The sequence below is a fragment of the Actinoplanes sp. NPDC051405 genome (genome assembly GCF_055586185.1).
On record NZ_JBVJIR010000003.1, the window covers coordinates 116,194 to 131,871 of the forward strand.

The 15,678-nt window shown below is 72.0% G+C and carries 13 protein-coding genes; 10 read left to right on the plus strand and 3 right to left on the minus strand.

Annotated features, from left to right (window positions below; all coding sequences use genetic code 11):
• Positions 1 to 21: 21 nt before the first annotated feature.
• Both ACZ6S4_RS08300 and ACZ6S4_RS08305 read left to right on the plus strand, forming a co-directional pair.
• Entirely contained in the window at positions 22 to 399 is a 378-nt protein-coding gene (locus ACZ6S4_RS08300; RefSeq protein WP_465474238.1) for an OB-fold nucleic acid binding domain-containing protein, read from the plus strand.
• Positions 396 to 1,217 (plus strand): DUF3159 domain-containing protein, encoded by an 822-nt coding sequence (locus ACZ6S4_RS08305; RefSeq protein ID WP_465474239.1) that lies wholly within the window; start codon positions 396 to 398, stop codon positions 1,215 to 1,217. Before ACZ6S4_RS08300 ends, ACZ6S4_RS08305 begins: the two co-directional genes overlap by 4 nt.
• Here ACZ6S4_RS08305 and ACZ6S4_RS08310 read toward each other — a convergent pair.
• Both ACZ6S4_RS08310 and ACZ6S4_RS08315 read right to left on the minus strand, forming a co-directional pair.
• Positions 1,214 to 1,894, minus strand: coding sequence for a potassium channel family protein (locus ACZ6S4_RS08310; protein WP_465474648.1), 681 nt, complete (start codon positions 1,892 to 1,894; stop codon positions 1,214 to 1,216). The genes ACZ6S4_RS08305 and ACZ6S4_RS08310 overlap by 4 nt on opposite strands.
• Entirely contained in the window at positions 1,891 to 2,556 is a 666-nt protein-coding gene (locus tag ACZ6S4_RS08315) for a potassium channel family protein (protein WP_465474240.1), read from the minus strand. The genes ACZ6S4_RS08310 and ACZ6S4_RS08315 overlap by 4 nt, the downstream gene beginning before the upstream one ends.
• Before the next feature lie 45 nt (positions 2,557 to 2,601).
• Here ACZ6S4_RS08315 and ACZ6S4_RS08320 point away from each other — a divergent pair, with 45 nt between their 5' ends.
• Both ACZ6S4_RS08320 and ACZ6S4_RS08325 read left to right on the plus strand, forming a co-directional pair.
• The gene (locus ACZ6S4_RS08320; protein WP_465474241.1) at positions 2,602 to 4,725 is read left to right on the plus strand and encodes an APC family permease; all 2,124 of its coding nucleotides are present in this window, start codon (positions 2,602 to 2,604) and stop codon (positions 4,723 to 4,725) included.
• Positions 4,722 to 6,146: a class I SAM-dependent RNA methyltransferase gene (locus tag ACZ6S4_RS08325; protein ID WP_465474242.1), complete on the plus strand. Its 1,425-nt coding sequence runs from the start codon at positions 4,722 to 4,724 to the stop codon at positions 6,144 to 6,146. The genes ACZ6S4_RS08320 and ACZ6S4_RS08325 overlap by 4 nt, the downstream gene beginning before the upstream one ends.
• Here ACZ6S4_RS08325 and ACZ6S4_RS08330 read toward each other — a convergent pair.
• Positions 6,068 to 7,438, minus strand: coding sequence for a cation:dicarboxylate symporter family transporter (locus ACZ6S4_RS08330; RefSeq protein ID WP_465474243.1), 1,371 nt, complete (start codon positions 7,436 to 7,438; stop codon positions 6,068 to 6,070). The genes ACZ6S4_RS08325 and ACZ6S4_RS08330 overlap by 79 nt on opposite strands.
• A 126-nt stretch (positions 7,439 to 7,564) precedes the next feature.
• On the opposite strand from ACZ6S4_RS08330, the gene dxs reads away from it, so the two are divergent.
• The 6 genes from dxs to ACZ6S4_RS08360 all read left to right on the plus strand — a co-directional run bounded on the left by dxs (position 7,565) and on the right by ACZ6S4_RS08360 (position 15,560).
• Entirely contained in the window at positions 7,565 to 9,490 is a 1,926-nt protein-coding gene (gene dxs / locus ACZ6S4_RS08335) for a 1-deoxy-D-xylulose-5-phosphate synthase (protein WP_465474244.1), read from the plus strand.
• A gap of 58 nt (positions 9,491 to 9,548) precedes the next feature.
• Positions 9,549 to 10,865, plus strand: a complete 1,317-nt coding sequence (locus ACZ6S4_RS08340; RefSeq protein ID WP_465474245.1) for an outer membrane protein assembly factor BamB family protein — start codon at positions 9,549 to 9,551, stop codon at positions 10,863 to 10,865.
• A gap of 2 nt (positions 10,866 to 10,867) precedes the next feature.
• A complete protein-coding gene (locus ACZ6S4_RS08345) occupies positions 10,868 to 12,193 on the plus strand; it encodes an outer membrane protein assembly factor BamB family protein (RefSeq protein ID WP_465474246.1) in 1,326 nt (441 codons plus the stop codon).
• 38 nt (positions 12,194 to 12,231) lie between these two features.
• Positions 12,232 to 13,548, plus strand: a complete 1,317-nt coding sequence (locus ACZ6S4_RS08350) for a PQQ-binding-like beta-propeller repeat protein (RefSeq protein WP_465474247.1) — start codon at positions 12,232 to 12,234, stop codon at positions 13,546 to 13,548.
• 93 nt (positions 13,549 to 13,641) lie between these two features.
• Positions 13,642 to 14,334, plus strand: a complete 693-nt coding sequence (locus ACZ6S4_RS08355) for a response regulator transcription factor (protein ID WP_465474248.1) — start codon at positions 13,642 to 13,644, stop codon at positions 14,332 to 14,334.
• Positions 14,331 to 15,560 (plus strand): sensor histidine kinase, encoded by a 1,230-nt coding sequence (locus tag ACZ6S4_RS08360; RefSeq protein WP_465474249.1) that lies wholly within the window; start codon positions 14,331 to 14,333, stop codon positions 15,558 to 15,560. The genes ACZ6S4_RS08355 and ACZ6S4_RS08360 overlap by 4 nt, the downstream gene beginning before the upstream one ends.
• The last annotated feature ends 118 nt before the right edge of the window (positions 15,561 to 15,678 follow it).

A 15,678-nucleotide genomic window follows, 5' to 3' on the forward strand; every position in this document is an offset into this window, starting at 1 on the left:
AGGAGAGGGTGGCACGAGGTCATGTCGACCGATGAGCGCACCGGGCTGCGCCGGTTCTTCGAACGGCTGACCGCCTCCGAGGCGGAGCTGGACGCGCAGGAGTTGCAGCGCGACAGTGCCAAGTGCGGTGCCATGCCTGCCGGTCAGTGCCATCGGGGTCAGGTCGTCTCGGTGTCCGGCCGGCTGCGCACGGTGGCGTACACTCCCCGCACCAACCTGCCGACGCTCGAGGCCGACCTCTACGACGGCAGCGACGTGGTCACGCTCGTCTTCCTGGGCCGTCGTTCCATCGCCGGCATCGAACCGGGTCGTCAGCTCACCGCCCGCGGCCGGATCGCCCTGCGCGACGACCGCAAGGTCATCTACAACCCGTACTACGAGCTGGAGGCGCCCCGGTGACACCCGGCAGCGAACCCCGTCACGCCGCGCACGAGTCAGTGGAGGAACGGGTCGCCGAGGAGGTCGCCGAGGAACTCGTCGGGGAATTCGCCGACGACCTCGATCCGCCGAAGGTGTTGCCGTCGGCCGGCCGGGCGGAGGAGGCCGAGGAGCCCTTCCCGTCGATGAGCGAGCAGATCTCCGAGCAGCTGGGCGGCGTCCGCGGGCTCATCGAGTCCAGCGTGCCGGTGCTCGCGTTCGTGGTGCTCAACGTGCTGCTGGGCGAGGCCGGGCTGGATCTGGCCAAGAAGACCGCGCTGTACTGGGCGATCGCCGGCAGCGTCGGCTCGGCCCTGGCGATCGGGATCTACCGGCTGACCCGCAAGCAGCCGATCCGGCACGCGGTCAACGGGCTGTTCGGCATCGCGATCGGTGCGTTCCTGGCCTGGCGCACCGGTGACGCCAAGAACTTCTACCTGCCGGGCATCCTGCTGACCCTGGGCCAGGTGGTCGTCCTGATCGCCTCGGTGGCGGTCCGGCGGCCGATCATCGGCTACGTCTGGGGCGTGCTGGCCAACGGCGGCAAGCACGACTGGTTCGACAACCCCCGCCTGTTCCGCACCTTCCAGTGGCTGACCCTGGTCTGGGCGGCGTCGCTGTTCATCCGCGCGGGTGTGCAGGGCTGGCTCTACCTGGCGGACCAGGCGAACGCGATCGGCGTGGTCCGGATCCTGATCAGCTGGCCGATCTACGCCGCGACCTTCGCTTTCACCGCCTGGGCGGTGCACCGGGTGACCTCCGCGCAGGCGGCGGAGGCCGAGGCGGCGAAGGCCCCCTAACCCAGCTCGCGGGTGTTGCCGAGCACCACCGCGCGGACCGCGTCCTCGACCTCCGAGGTGCAGACGAAGATCAGTTCGTCGCCGGCCTCCAGCGGGTCGTCCGGCGTGGGGACCAGCACGCGCTTGCCGCGCAGGATGGCCACCAGGGCGGAGTCGCGCGGCATCGGCACCGAGCGCACCGGCTCACCGACGTACGGGGCGGTGGGCGGCAGGGTGATCTCCACCAGGTTGGCCTCGCCCTGCCGGAAGGTCATGAGCCGGACCAGGTCGCCGACGGTGACGGCCTCCTCGACCAGGGCCGCCATCAGCCGCGGCTTGCTGACCGCGACGTCGACGCCCCACTGCTCGGTGAACAGCCACTCGTTCTCGGCCCGGTTGACCCGGGCGACCACCCGGTTCACCGCGAACTCCGTCTTGGCCAGCAGCGAGCAGACCAGGTTGGCCTTGTCGTCGCCGGTGGCGGCCACGACCACGTCGCAGTTGGCCACGTCGGCCTCCTCCAGGCTGCTGACCTCGCACGCGTCGGCCAGCACCCACTCGGCCTCGGGCACCCGCTCGGGCCGCAGCTGGCGGGGCTGGCGCTCGATGAGCATCACCTGGTGGCCGTTGCCGATGAGTTCCTGGGCGATCGAGCGGCCCACGTTGCCCGCGCCCGCGATGGCGATCCGCATGGTCAGTGACCCCCCAGCCCGGCGCCCGCGGCGCTCGCGAGCACGTCGTCGACGATGTCGTCGGTGACCAGCATGAAGACCTGGTCACCGTCCTGCAGCACGGTGGACGGGGTGGCCAGCGAGCCGATCCCGAACCGCATCAGGTACGCCACCCGGGCGCCGGTGGCCTCCTCCAGCGAGGCGAGCGTCTGCCCGACCCAGTCGCGGTGCAACGGCGCCTCGACGATCGACACCGAGCTCGTGGGGTCGCGGAACACCTCGACGGTGCCCTCCGGGACCAGGTGACGCACCATCCGGTCGGCGGCCCAGCGGATGGTCGCCACGGTCGGGATGCCCAGCCGCTCGTAGACCTGGGCCCGCTTGGCGTCGTAGATGCGGGCGACGACCCGCGACACGCCGAACGTCTCGCGGGCCAGCCGGGCCGAGATGATGTTGGAGTTGTCGCCGCTGGACACCGCGGCGAAGGCGTCGGCCCGCTCGATGCCGGCCGAGCGCAGCACCTCGCGGTCGAAGCCGATCCCGGTCACGGTGATGCCGCCGAACTCGGCCCCCAGCCTGCGGAAGGCGTCGGCGTTCTGGTCGATCACCGCGACCGAGTGGCCGCGCGCGTCGAGCTTGTTCGCCAGGGTGGAGCCGAGCCGGCCACAGCCCATGATCACCACGTGCAAGGTTTTGCGCCTTCCCGCTGGATGCGTACCTAGGCAGAGCGTGCCATGCGGCGGCGACAGCCGTTGGCCGGGGCGGCCGACGGCGTGGCGTGCACAGCCGTACTCTTGGCGCTTGTGGCAAGTTCGACGTCCTTGGCGAAGCGGCTCCTGCTGGGCCGGCCCTTCCGCTCCGACCGGTTGCAGCACACGTTGCTGCCCAAGCGGATCGCGCTGCCCGTCTTCGCCTCGGACGCGCTGTCCAGCGTCGCGTACGCGCCCGACGAGATCCTGCTGACGCTGTCCATCGCCGGGGCCGGGGCGTTCTTCTACTCGCCCTGGATCACCCTGGCGGTCGCGATCGTGATGGTCACGGTCGTGGCCAGCTACCGGCAGAACGTGCACGCGTACCCGTCCGGGGGCGGTGACTACGAGGTCGCCACGGTGAACCTCGGGCCGCGCTTCGGGGTCGCGGTGGCCAGCGCGCTGCTGGTCGACTACATCCTCACCGTGGCGGTGTCGGTCAGCGCCGGCGTCTCCAACCTGGGCTCGGTGGTGCCGTTCGTGGCCGAGCACAAGATCGGCATCGCGATCGCGGCCATTGCCGTGCTGACCGCGCTCAACCTGCGCGGGCTGCGCGAGTCCGGCACCGCGTTCGCCGTCCCGACGTACCTGTTCATCGTGGTCATGCTCGGGATGATCGCCACCGGCCTGGTCCGGGTCTACATCCTCGGGCAGGACCTGCGGGCGCCCAGCGCCGACATCGTCATCGACGCCGAGACCCACCACCTGACCAGCTTCGCCTTCGTCTTCCTGCTGCTGCGGACCTTCTCCTCGGGCTGTGCCGCGCTGACCGGGGTCGAGGCCATCTCCAACGGCGTGCCCGCGTTCAAGCCGCCGAAGAGCAAGAACGCCGCGACCACGCTGATGCTGCTGGGCGGCCTGGCCATCGCGATGCTCTTCGGGATCATCGCGCTGGCGCGCGCCACCCACCTGCAGTACGTCGAGGACCCGCTGGTGCAGATCGTCGGCGGGCCGGCCAATTACGTGCAGAAGACGGTGACCGCCCAGCTCGGCGAGACGGTCTTCGGCAGCGGCTCGATCCTGCTGTACGTGGTCGGCGCGGTCACCGCCCTGATCCTGTTCCTGGCGGCGAACACCGCCTTCAACGGCTTCCCGGTGCTCGGCTCGATCCTGGCCCAGGACCGCTACCTGCCGCGCCAGCTGCACACCCGCGGTGACCGGCTGGCGTTCAGCAACGGCATCATCTTCCTGGCCGTCGCCGCCATGGTGCTCATCGTGTCCTTCGAGGCCGAGGTCACCCGGCTGATCCAGCTCTACATCGTCGGCGTCTTCGTGTCCTTCACGCTGTCGCAGGCGGGCATGATCCGGCACTGGAACAGGCTGCTGCGCACCCAGCGTGACCCCGGCGCCCGGCGCCGGATGATGCGCTCGCGGGCGATCAACACCTTCGGCATGGCGCTGACCGGCGCCGTGCTGATCGTCGTGCTGATCACCAAGTTCCTGCTCGGCGCGTGGATCGCGATCGTCGCCATGCTGGTCATCTACGCCGGCATGCTCGGCATCCGCAAGCACTACGACCGGGTCGCGCGGGAGCTCGAACCCAGCGACGAGCGGCCGGTGCTGCCGTCGCGCAACCACGCCGTCGTGCTGGTCAGCAAGGTGCACAAGCCCACCCTGCGGGCGGTGGCGTACGCCCAGGCGACCCGGCCGGACACGCTGACGGCGGTCACGGTCAACGTGGACGACAAGGACACCCGGACGATCCAGGCCGAGTGGGAGCGCCGGCAGATCCCGGTGCCGCTGACCGTGGTGGACTCGCCGTACCGGGAGATCACCCGGCCGATCATCGACTTCGTCAAGAGCGTGCGCCGCGGCTCGCCCCGCGACGTGGTCACCGTCTTCATCCCCGAGTACGTGGTCGGCCGCTGGTGGGAGAACCTGCTGCACAACCAGAGCGCGCTGCGGATCAAGACCCGGTTGCTGTTCGAGCCCGGGGTGATGGTGACCAGCGTCCCGTGGCAGCTGCAGTCGAGCCAGGACCGCGACCTCGACCGGCTGGACCGGGACCTGAGCCGCGCGCCGGCCCGCGGTCCGCGTACCCGTCCCAGCGGCGTGCCGGCCGGAGTCGCCGCCACGCCTCCCGCCGACCCCCCGGAAGAGCCGAAGTGAGCGACGAACTGTTCGAGGGCGACCGCGTCGAGGTCACCGTCGGTGCGCCGGCGCACGGCGGGCACTGCGTGGCCCGGATCGGCGGCCCGCACGGCCGGGTGGTCTTCGTCCGGCACGCGCTGCCGGGGGAGCGGGTCACGGTCGAGCTGACCGAGCTGCACAAGGGCTACCTGCGCGGGGACGCGGTGGAGATCCACGAGGCCGCGCCGGAGCGGGTGACGCCGCCGTGCGCGTTCGCCCATCCCGGTGGCTGCGGTGGCTGCGACCTGCAGCACGTGGCGCCCGAAGCGCAGCTGGAGTGGAAGACCGCCGTCGTCAAGGAACTGCTCGGCCGGATGGGTGGCCTGAGCGGGGAACGGATCGCCGAGCTGGACGTCCGGGTCCGGCCGCTGCCCGGCGGCCCGCTGGGCTGGCGGTCGCGGGTCCGGTACGCGGTGGACGCCGCCGGCCGGCCCGGACTGCTGCAGCACCGATCGCATGAGGTCGTACCCGTCGATCGTTGCCTCATCGCCCACCCTGACCTGCAGAAGCTCGACGTGACCGGCCGGCTGTGGCCGGAGGCGGCCGCCGTCGAGGTGGTCGCGTCGACCGGCGGGGACGTCAGCGTGCTGGCCCGCCCGGCCACCGCCCCGCTGCTCGAGGCCGCCGGGGTCGTCCAGCCCGGCGCCCGCACGCCGGGCGGCAACGGCACGGTGGCCGCGCCGGAGCCCGTGCCGGTCGGCGACTCGCTGCTCGACGAGCACACCGGCAGCGCCCCGGTGCTGATCGAGGGCCCGGCCGAGGTGCGTGAGCTGGCCGCCGGCCGGGAGTGGCGGGTGCCGCCGGAGGGCTTCTGGCAGGTGCATCCTGCGGCCGCGGACACCCTGGTGGGCGCGGTGCTGGACATGCTCCAGCCGGCCGAGGGCGAGATCTCCTGGGACCTGTACGGCGGTGCCGGCCTGTTCGCCGCCGCACTGGCCGAGCGCACCCGGGCCCGCACCACGGTCGTCGAGTCGGCGGCGGTGGGAGTGGCGTCAGCGCGCACCAACCTGGCCGACCTCACCGGCGTCGAGGTGGTGTCGGCCAAGGTGGACGCCGCCCTGGCCCGGCGCCGGGTGACTGGTCCGGTGGACCTGGTGGTGCTGGACCCGCCGAGAACCGGGGCGGGCGCGAAGGTGGTCAAGGCGATCACCGCGGCCGGCCCCCGGGCGGTGGCCTACGTGGCATGTGACCCGGCCGCCCTCTCCCGCGACGTGCAGACCTTCGCGGCCGCCGGGTACCGGCTGGCGGAGCTGAGAGCATATGACTGCTTCCCGATGACCCAGCACATCGAATGCGTCGCCCTGATGGTGCCCGCAGCGGATCAGGGCCGCTCGGCGGCCGGCTCGGCCGCGCGCTCGCCGGCGCGGGGCTCGTGGGCGTCGTGCGGGTCGTCGTCGTAGGTGAGCTCGTCGAACGGCGCCTCGCCGGAGAGCACCCGGCGGGCCTGGTCCTGATCGATCTCGCGGGTCCAGGTGCCGACGAGCACGGTGGCGACCGCGTTGCCGGCGAAGTTGGTCAGGGCCCGGGCCTCGGACATCAGCCGGTCGATGCCGACGATCAGCCCGACGCCGGGCACCAGCTCCGGGCGGTGGCTCTGCAGGCCGCCGGCCAGGGTGGCCAGTCCGGCGCCGGTGACCCCGGCGGCGCCCTTGGACGCGATGATCATGAACAGCAGCAGGGAGATCTGCTCGCCGACCGACAGCGGGTTGTCCAGCGCGTCGGCGATGAACAGCGAGGCCATGGTCAGGTAGATCGCGGTGCCGTCGAGGTTGAACGAGTAGCCGGTCGGCACCACGATGCCGACCACCGGCCGGCTCACGCCCAGGTGGCCCATCTTGGCGATCAGCCGGGGCAGCGCCGACTCCGACGACGAGGTGGACAGGATGAGCAGGAACTCGCGGGCCAGGTAGCGCAGCAGCTTGAAGATCGACATGTGCGCGACCAGCCGCAGCAGCAGTCCGAGGATCACGAAGACGAAGACCGCGCAGGTTATGTAGAAGCCGACCATGATGCCGGCCAGGCTCTTGAGGGCGTCCACACCCGTCGCGCCGACCACGGCCGCCATCGCGCCGAACGCGCCGATCGGGGCCAGCCACATCACCATCGCCAGGATCTTGAACACCAGTCGCTGGAAGACCGAGACGGCCCGGATGATCGGCTCACCGCGCTCGCCCATCGACTGCACGGCGAAGCCCACCAGCAGGGCGACCAGCAGCGTCTGCAGGATCTCCCGGGTGGCGATGGCGTTGAGCAGCGACGGCGGGATGATGCCGAGCAGGAAGTCGACGGTGGACTCGGCCTCGCCGCTGACCTGGGCGGCGCCGGCCTCGGCGAGCTCCTGGCTCAGGTTCAGCCCGGCGCCGGGGTGCAGGATGTTGCCCACCACCAGGCCGATGGCCAGGGCGATCGTCGACATGATCAGGAAGTAGCCGAGCGCGAGCCCGCCGACCTTGCCGACCTGGGCCGCCTTGCGGATCGAGCCGACCCCCAGCACGATCGTGCAGAAGATCACCGGCGCGATCATCATCTGGATCAGCGCGACGAAGCCGGTGCCCAGCGGGCGCAGGTCCTTGCCGAACTCCGGGAAGATGAAGCCGACGGCGATGCCCAGGGCCATCGCCACCAGCACGGAGATGTAGAGGATGTGGCTGCGGTCGCGACGCCGCGGAGGGCTGGCTGCATCGACGGTCATGGCTCCTTCCTACCGGAGATCGTGATCTGAGTCACCACGAGCCGCTTGTGCAGGTTTTGTGGAGGACGTCTCTGTGACCGTTTGCGGCGGATGCGCGCGGGCGATCCGCCGATAGACTGACTCCTCATGAGCGAGCGCAGTGATCAGACGACGGCCGGCATCCTCCCGGGCATCAAGACCCCCGGCGATCTCAAGCGCCTCGATCCCGATCAGCTGACCCTGCTCGCCGCGGAGATCCGCGACTTCCTGGTCGTCAAGGTCTCCCGCACCGGCGGCCACCTCGGCCCCAATCTCGGCGTCGTGGAGACCACACTCGCCCTGCACCGGGTCTTCGATTCCCCGCGCGACCGGGTGCTGTTCGACACCGGTCACCAGGCGTACGTGCACAAGATGGTGACCGGCCGCCAGGACGGCTTCGACCGGCTGAAGCAGCGCGGCGGCCTCTCCGGCTACCCGAGCCGGGCCGAGAGCGAGCACGACATGATCGAGAACTCGCACGCCTCCACCGCCCTGTCGTACGCGGACGGCCTCTCCAAGGCCTTCACCCTGCGCGGCGAGGACCGGCACGTGGTGGCCCTGGTCGGGGACGGCGCACTCACCGGCGGCATGTGCTGGGAGGCGCTCAACAACATCGCCGCGGCCAAGAACCGTGTGGTCATCATCGTCAACGACAACGGCCGCTCGTACGCGCCGACCATCGGCGGGTTCGCCGACCACCTCTCCACGCTGCGCCTCAACCCGGGCTACGAGCGGGTGCTCGACCTGGTCAAGGACGCGCTGGGGTCGACCCCGGTCGTCGGCAAGCCGGTCTACGAGGTGCTGCACGCGGTCAAGAAGGGCATCAAGGACGCGGTCAGCCCGCAGCCGATGTTCGAGGACCTCGGCATCAAGTACATCGGGCCGGTCGACGGGCACGACGTGCAGGCCATGGAGTCGGCGCTGCGCCGGGCCAAGGGTTTCAACGCCCCGGTCATCGTGCACGCGGTGACCCGCAAGGGCTACGGCTACCGCCCGGCCGAGGACGACGAGGCCGACTGCCTGCACGGCCCGGGCGCGTTCGACCCGCAGACCGGCGTGCTCACCGCGAAGCCCTCGGTGAAGTGGACGAACGTCTTCGCCGACGAGCTCGTCGCGATCGCCGACGAGCGGCCCGACATCGTGGGCATCACCGCCGCGATGGCCGAGCCGACCGGCATCGCCGCCCTGCAGAAGAAGTATCCCGAGCGCACCTACGACGTGGGCATCGCCGAGCAGCACGCGGTGACCTCCGCGGCCGGTCTCGCCATGGGTGGCCTGCACCCGGTGGTCGCCGTCTACGCGACGTTCCTCAACCGCGCCTTCGACCAGGTCCTGCTGGACGTGGCGATGCACGAGCTGCCGGTGACCATCGTGCTGGACCGCGCCGGCATCACCGGGCCCGACGGCCCGAGCCACTACGGCATCTGGGACATGAGCGTCTTCGGCGCCGTGCCGGGCCTGCGGATCGCGGCCCCGCGCGACGCCGCCACCCTGCGCGAGGAGCTGCGCGAAGCGGTCGCCGTCGACGACGGCCCGACCATCGTGCGCTTCCCGAGCGGCTCGGTCGCCGCCGACCTGCCGGCGCTGCGCCGGGTCGGCCCGATCGACGTGCTGCGCGAGGACGAGCGCAAGGACATCCTGCTGGTCGCGGTGGGCGCGTTCGGCAAGCTGGGCATGGAGGTCGCCGAGCGGGTCGCCGAGCAGGGGTACGGCGTCACGGTCGTCGACCCGCGCTGGGTCCGCCCGGTGCCGATTGAGCTGGCCGGGCTGAGCCGGGGTCACCGCCTCGTGGTGACCCTGGAGGACGGCATCCGGGCCGGGGGCGTGGGCGAGGCTGTCGCGAGCACCCTGCGCGACGCCGGCGTCGACGTGCCGCTGCGTGACCTGGGCGTGCCGGCCGGCTTCCACCCGCACGGCAGCCGCGCCGAGATCCTCGCCGCGCTGGGTCTCACGGCGCAGGACATCGCCCGCGACGTGACCGAGTGGGTCTCGCAGTTGGAGGACCCGGCCACGGAGCACCAGCCGCAGCGCTGATCGCCCGGCGGCTGAAGGTCAACGAGCCGTTTCGTTATCTGCCCGTTACCTTTGGGGCATGGCGGCGGAGACATTCGGCGGCAATACGGTAATCATCGATCTCGGCCTGGCCCGGGGCGAGCCGGAGGAGTACGCCCGGCCGGCTCGCTCCACCACGCCGGACTGGTTCGCCCCGGTGCTGCTCGCGGTCATCGTGCTGCTGTCGTCAGCGGCCTCGGCGGCGCCGCCGCCACCGGCGTTGACGGCCGTGCTGACGCTGCCCTTCGGCCCGGCGGATCCGTACGCCCTGACCGACCGGGGGGACCTGCTCGCGCAGACCTACGGGACGCTCAGCTCGTACGACCTGGGTGACGGGCGGCTCAACTGGCAGGCCGGTTCCGCGTCGCCGACCTACCGGCTGCGCACCGGCGCCGATCTGGTGCTGATGCGGCCGTGGTCGGGCAACCAAGGTGACCCGGGCACCACGGCCGTCTCGCTGCGGACCGGCGCTGCCCAGTGGCGGCGCTCCGGCAACGTCGTCACCATCCCCGGCTCCAGCGCCCTGCTCTCGGTCTCCGGCGTACGCAGCTCCGGCTCGGGACGGCGGGTGCAGGGTCCGGTCGACGCGGTCGGGCCCGTCACCGGCACCACCCGCTGGCAGGTGCTCGTCCCCTCGACCGCCGTGCTGATGGGCGTGCCGGGGCCGGACGACAGCGGGCCACGGATGCTGCTCATGCACGACAACCGCACCGCCGCCGTGCACGACCTCGACACCGGCCGCCTGCTCACCAGCGCCGAGCTGCCGGCCGCCGACTACGGCCCCGACAACCCCAGCGTCGCGGGCGGCCTGCTGGTGCTGCGGCACCCCACACCCACCGGCCGGATGGTCACCGCCTTCGACCCGGTGACCCTGCACCAGCGCTGGAGCCGGCCCGCCGGGTACGCGTTCGGGGTCAGCCCCTGCGGACCGCTCATCTGTCTCACCGGGCCGGACGGGGTCCGCGCCGTCGAGCCCGGCGGTGGCCTCCAGCGCTGGTTCCAGCCCGGCTGGCGCAGCATCGAGCAGCGGGGCGCGACGGTCATCGCGTACGGGACACCGGCCGGGGAGACGGACCCGGTCGGCGTGATCGATCCGGCGACCGGGCAGGTGCTGGTCGACCTGCACGGCTGGCGGCTGGTCTCCGGCCCCGGCGGCGGCGACCACCTGCTCGTGACCAGGCTGGTCGACTCGGGAAGCCGTACCATGGTCGCGGTCGCCGCCCCCGGTGGCGCGCGACCGGAGCTGCTGGCCGATCTGCCGGCCGGCACCGGCGACTGCCAGTCCGTGCCCGACCGGCTCGTCTGCCGGGAGTCGACCGGTGAACTGGTGGTGTGGGCCTACCGGCGGAAGGAGTGAGGGTGGCGCTGATCGAGCTGAGCCCCGAGACCCCGGCTCCGCCCGCTCCGGCCACGCCACCACCCGCGTATTTCTACCGCCGGGCCGGTCTCGCCCTGGCTGCCCTGCTCCTGCTCGCGCTCGGCGGCGCGGCTCCACCGGCCGCCACGATCTGGCAGCGCGTCGGCGCGGCGCCCGTCCCGGCCAGCGGTGACTTCCAGCTGATCGGCGGCATCCTGTACGCGATGGATCTGGACGCCCAGCCGCGGACGCTCACCGCCTGGCAGGCCCAGCCGCTGCGGCGGCTCTGGAGCTACCGGGGCAGCACCAACGAGGACCCGTTCTTCGTGGCCGAGGCGACGCCTGACATCACGGTGGTGCGCGCCGGGCGCAGCGTCACCGTGCTCGACGCCCGCACCGGAGCCGTGCGGTGGACGTCGCCGGTGGCCGTGCAGCCGGTCAGCGACACGGTCGCGTACGTGGAGGAGGAGATCTTCCGTCCCGGCACCGAGTACGACCCGGCGTCCGGCGACCCCGGCCAGCTCTACGGCACCAACAGCGCGGCCCTGCACACCGAGCCGGCGCGGCGTACGGAGCTGCGCGGCCTCGACCTCAGCACCGGGGCCCGGCGGTGGTCGCTCAGCTTCCCCGGCTCGGTCTTCACCGCCTGGACGGCCGACCCGGGCAACGGCGTGGTGGTGCTCTCCTCCGACAAGCTGAGCTTGATCTCCCCGGCGACCGGCGCGGTGCTGCGGGAGCGGGCTGTGCCCCTGCTCGACGGCGTACGGGCCGAGGCGGGCGAGGTCGTCGGGAACACGGTGCTGGTGCACTACGGCTCCTTCGGCACGGGCGGGCCGGTGATCGCGTACGCACTGGACACCCTGGGCGAGCTCTGGCGGCAGAACAGGCCGGACCCGTCCGGCAACTCCAGCGTCTGCTCCGGGCTGCTCTGCGTCAGCAAGGCCGACGAACTGGTCGTGCTGGACCCGCGTACCGGTGCCGACCGCTGGCGGATCGCCGACACGGACCTGATCGCGTTCGGCCCCGACGCGGTGCTCGAACTGCAAGGGATGACCACTCCGGTGCGGACCGCCGACGCGGGCACCGGCCGGCCGCTGATCGACCTCTCCCCGTGGCAGTACCACTTCCCGGTGCAGGCCGGAGACGCCTTCCTGCTGAGCCACCTGAACAAGGACCGGACCACCGTCTTCGGTCTGCTCCGGCCGGGCGCCACCGAGGTGCAGCTCCTGGGCCGCCTGCCCGACATGACCGTGCAGTGCCAGGCCGTCCCCGGATTGGTCGCCTGCCGGGTGGGGGACCGTGTCGAGGTGTGGGCCTTCCGCGCCTGACCCACGCGGAAACCGGTTGCCGGGCGCACAATGACGGCGTGGGCGACGTCCTGATCGACCTCGGCGAGCAGCATGGCACGCTGCCGAGCGAGACCATGACGTCCCGCGGCCGGCCGCACCGCTTCCGGGCCGCGCTGGCCGCCCTTTCCGCCGTCCTGCTGGTCGTCCTGGGCGGCGCGGCGGCCCGTGCGGCCCCCGTCGGACCGGTCATCGTGCCGGCCCGCCTCGGCGACAACATGTTCGTCGAGCAGGACCGCCTCTACGTCGTCAGCGCCGGCCCCGGGACGAACGACCCCGGGATCCAGAACAAGATCGTCAGCACGTACGCGCTGCCGGCCGGCGAGCTGCTGTCGCGGACCACGGTCGCCGTCACCGGGGCGATCTTCCAGGTGACCTCGGTGGGCTCGACGGTGCTGGTGTCGTACCAGGTCGACACCGTCGGCGCCGAGGCGACGGTGGCCCTCACCGCCGGCACCGACCGGGCGCTCTGGCGCGCCCCGGCCCGGCTGCTCAGCGTCTCGGTGCCGGACAACCTGGTGCTGCTGCGGGAGAACAGCCCGCAGTACGGCGACCTGCACTGGTTCGGCCTCGACCTGGTCACCGGACGCACCCGCTGGTCCTTCGAGCAGCCGTCCCAGGGATACACGACGCCGGCCGCGCTCACCGACGGCTTCCCGCACCGGCTCATCACGGCGACCACGGACGGGCACATCGAGGTACGCGACACCACGACCGGCACCCTGGTCACCGAAGGCGACGCCGAAGCCCGGTCCGGCTGGTCCCGGCGCGGTATCACCGTGTGGCCCACCGGCGACCTGGTGCTCATCGGCGGGCTCGGCGGGATCACCGCGTACACCCTGGCCGGGCTCGTCCCGCGCTGGCACAGCACCGTCGAGCTGTCCGGGCGCTGGGTGCAGGACTGCCTCGACGCCATCTGCGTCTTCGGATACCGCGGCGGGGTGCAGGCCCTCGACCCCGGCACCGGCCGGCTGCGCTGGACCGAGAAGCGCTGGACGACCGCCGCCGAAGCCGGGTCGTACCTGCTGGTCAGCGGCAACGAAGGGCTGGAGGGCAGCTACCCGCTGGCGGTGGTCGAGCCGCGGACCGGCGCCGTGCACGGCGACTTCGGCGCCTGGCGGGCCGCCGGGCCACCCCGTGCCGACGGGACCGTGGTGGGGCTGCGCCAGCGCATCGGCGACGACATCGTCTTCTACGCGCTGCTCGACCCGGCGCGGCTCACCGTACGGGTGCTCGGCACGGCCACCACCGTCTCCGGCGACTGCCAGGCGACGACCGACGTGCTGGTCTGCCGCCGCATCGACGCCGCCGTCGCAATCTGGCCCCTGACCGAGTAGTAACTGCCCGGTAGCCTGCACTCACGGCCGCTTTACGGGCCGGCGGCAAGGCTGTGCGGTGGATCCACATTTTTCGAACGCGGAGGGCCCCGGGTGCGCGTGCTGGTGGTGGAAGACGAGCGGAACCTCTGTGACGCGATCGCCCGGGGGCTGCGCCGCAAGGGGATGGCGGTCGACGTCGCGTACGACGGACTGACCGGGCACGAGATGGCGTACGTGACGCGCTACGACGTCGTCGTGCTGGACCGGGACCTGCCCGGCATGCACGGCGACGAGATCTGCGCGGCCCTGGTCGCCTCCGGGGCGCTGACCCGGGTGCTGATGCTGACGGCCAGCGTCACCGTGGCCGACCGGGTCGAGGGACTGCAGCTCGGCGCCGACGACTACCTGCCCAAGCCGTTCGCGTTCGAGGAGCTCGTGGCCCGCGTCCAGGCCCTCGGCCGGCGGGCCACCCCGGCCGCGCCGCCGGTGCTGACCGTTGGTGACCTGGTCCTCGACCAGGCCCGCCGGGTGGTCACCCGCGGCGGCGCCCCGATCGACCTGACCAACAAGGAGTTCGGCGTCCTCGAGGAGCTGCTCAAGGCGCGCGGCGGAGTGGTCTCCAGCGAGGAGCTGCTCGAACGCGTCTGGGACGCCAACACCGACCCGTTCACCACAACGGTCCGGGTCACCGTGATGACCCTGCGCAAGAAGGTCGGCGACCCGCCGCTGATCGAGACGGTGGTCGGCGCCGGCTATCGCGTACCCGAACCGGTCGTCGTGCTGCCCGCCGGCGGCGCGGTATGACGGTCTACGCCAGCCGGCGCGAGAAGATGCGGCTGCGGCCCACCTTGCGGCTGCGGCTCACCCTGCTCAACGGCATCCTGCTGGTCGGCGCCGGCGCCATCCTGGTGCTGCTGGCCTGGCTGCTCGTCGGCGACGCCCTGCACCCGTCGGACCAGCTGCAGCCCGGCACCCAGGTGGTGCTCGACAACGGCAACCGCCTCGACGCGCTCACCTGGCAGACCCAGCTGGTCGACCGGGCCTCCCAGGAACTGCTGATCAAAGGCCTGATCGCGCTCTTCGCCATCGGCATCATCGGCATCGCGGGCGCGTACGCGGTGGCCGGCCGAGCGCTGCGCCCGCTGCACTTCGTGACGGCGACCGCGCAACGCCTCGGCGAGGAGACGCTGGACCAGCGCATCCGCTACTCCGGGGCGGACGACGAGGTGGCCGAGCTGGCCCGCACCTTCGACGCGATGCTCGACCGGCTGGCCGGGGCGTTCGAATCCCAGAAACGCTTCGTCGCCAACGCGTCCCACGAGCTGCGCACCCCGCTGGCGGTCATGCGTACCGAGATCGACGTGACGCTCAGCGACGACGAGGCCGACGTGGCCGAATACCGCCGGATGGCCAAGGTCGTCCGCAACGCCTCCGAACGCGCCAACGGCCTGGTCGACGCGCTACTGGTGCTGGCCCGCAGCGAGGCCCAGTCCGGGCGGCGGCTGGTCCGCAAGGTGCCGGCCGACCTGGCGACCAGCGTCTACAACGCGCTGTCAGCGGTCAAGGCCGAAGCGGAACGGATGAAACTCGACGTGACGACGGACCTGCAGGCGGCGCCGGTGGTCGGTGACCCGAGCCTGCTGGACCGGCTCGCGGGCAATCTGATCGAGAACGCGATCCGCTACAACCACCTGATGGGCAAGCTCTGGCTGCGCACCGAGAACGCGGACGGGCACGCCCGGCTGGTGGTGGGGAACACCGGCTATGAGGTGGATCCCGGGGATGTTCCCGGGTTGTTCGAGCCGTTCCGCCGGGGTGGGTGGGAGCGGACCGGATCCCGGGGTTCCGGGTTGGGGCTGTCCATTGTCCGGGCGGTCTGTGACGCCCATGGCGGGACTGTTTCGGCTGTTGCTCAGGCTGGTGGGGGGCTTGAGGTCACCGTTCGGTTGCCTGCTGCTGACACCACTCCTGTTGTTGCCGCTTCCGCTACCGTTCCTCGGGCCAAGGGGCTTGGGATTGCGCCTGGGTGAGGTTTTGGGGGGGGGGGGGGGGGGGGGGGGGGGGGGGGGGGGGGGGGGGGGGGGGGGGGGGGGTGGCGAGAGGACACGGACCCCGCGGGAGAGGGTGGGGGGTGGTGTCGTGCGGTGT

Bases quoted from the DNA above. Each gene is read 5' to 3' on its own strand.
- ACZ6S4_RS08300 (WP_465474238.1), top strand. From the start codon at position 22: ATGTCGACCGATGAGCGCACCGGGCTGCGCCGGTTCTTCGAACGGCTG.
- ACZ6S4_RS08320 (WP_465474241.1), top strand. From the start codon at position 2,602: ATGCGGCGGCGACAGCCGTTGGCCGGGGCGGCCGACGGCGTGGCGTGC.
- ACZ6S4_RS08330 (WP_465474243.1), bottom strand. From the start codon at position 7,438: ATGACCGTCGATGCAGCCAGCCCTCCGCGGCGTCGCGACCGCAGCCAC.
- dxs (WP_465474244.1), top strand. From the start codon at position 7,565: ATGAGCGAGCGCAGTGATCAGACGACGGCCGGCATCCTCCCGGGCATC.
- ACZ6S4_RS08340 (WP_465474245.1), top strand. From the start codon at position 9,549: ATGGCGGCGGAGACATTCGGCGGCAATACGGTAATCATCGATCTCGGC.
- ACZ6S4_RS08360 (WP_465474249.1), top strand. From the start codon at position 14,331: ATGACGGTCTACGCCAGCCGGCGCGAGAAGATGCGGCTGCGGCCCACC.